The organism is Colwellia sp. TT2012, from assembly GCF_001440345.1.
Classification (GTDB): domain Bacteria; phylum Pseudomonadota; class Gammaproteobacteria; order Enterobacterales; family Alteromonadaceae; genus Colwellia.
In genome coordinates, this window is record NZ_LJYX01000103.1 from 1 (window position 1) to 872 (window position 872).

Below are 872 nucleotides of genomic sequence, written 5' to 3' on the forward strand. Positions count from 1 at the left end.
ATAGATGGTGAGGTTGTCGATCGCACCTTTATATACGAACTGGGTGCGACCCACGTTTGCCAGGCCGGCAAGAAGGCATTTGCGCGTATTACGCTTAAATCCGAATAAACCTGGAATTAACGGTTGACGGCGATTTATATCTGTCTATAATTCGCCCCACTTCCGGCGCAGTCGAAACGGAAAACTCCTTGGCAAACAATGAGTTATGAGGTTTTCGGCAGCAGGTTGCTTCAGTCCATCGAAGCCAAAAGGAAGTTGAAAAAGAGGTGTTGACAGCAGCGTGTAACGCTGTAGTATTCGCCTCCCGCTGACGAGAGATCGAAAGCGCAAGTGGTTGAAGTTGTTAAGGATTCCTTGAAAACTTCTGAAAATAATCACTTGACAGCAAATGAGGCTGCTGTAGAATGCGCGCCTCGGTTGAGACGAAAGATCTTAACCAGCCGCTCTTTAACAACTGAATCAAGCAATTCGTGTGGGTGCTTGTGGAGTCAGACTGATAGTCAACAAGATTATCAGCATCACAAGTTACTCCGCGAGAAATCAAAGATGTAACCAACGATTGCTGAGCCAAGTTTAGGGTTTCTTAAAAACCCAAAGATGTTTGAACTGAAGAGTTTGATCATGGCTCAGATTGAACGCTGGCGGCAGGCCTAACACATGCAAGTCGAGCGGTAGAGAGAAGCTTGCTTCTCTTGAGAGCGGCGGACGGGTGAGTAATGCCTAGGAATCTGCCTGGTAGTGGGGGATAACGTTCGGAAACGGACGCTAATACCGCATACGTCCTACGGGAGAAAGCAGGGGACCTTCGGGCCTTGCGCTATCAGATGAGCCTAGGTCGGATTAGCTAGTTGGTGGGGTAATGGCTCACCAAG

1 rRNA gene is annotated in these 872 nt (G+C 48.4%); it reads left to right on the forward strand.

Annotated elements, in window-relative coordinates:
* Nucleotides 1-603: 603 nt before the first annotated feature.
* Nucleotides 604-872, forward strand: a 16S ribosomal RNA gene (locus ASU03_RS18935); the annotation flags it as partial.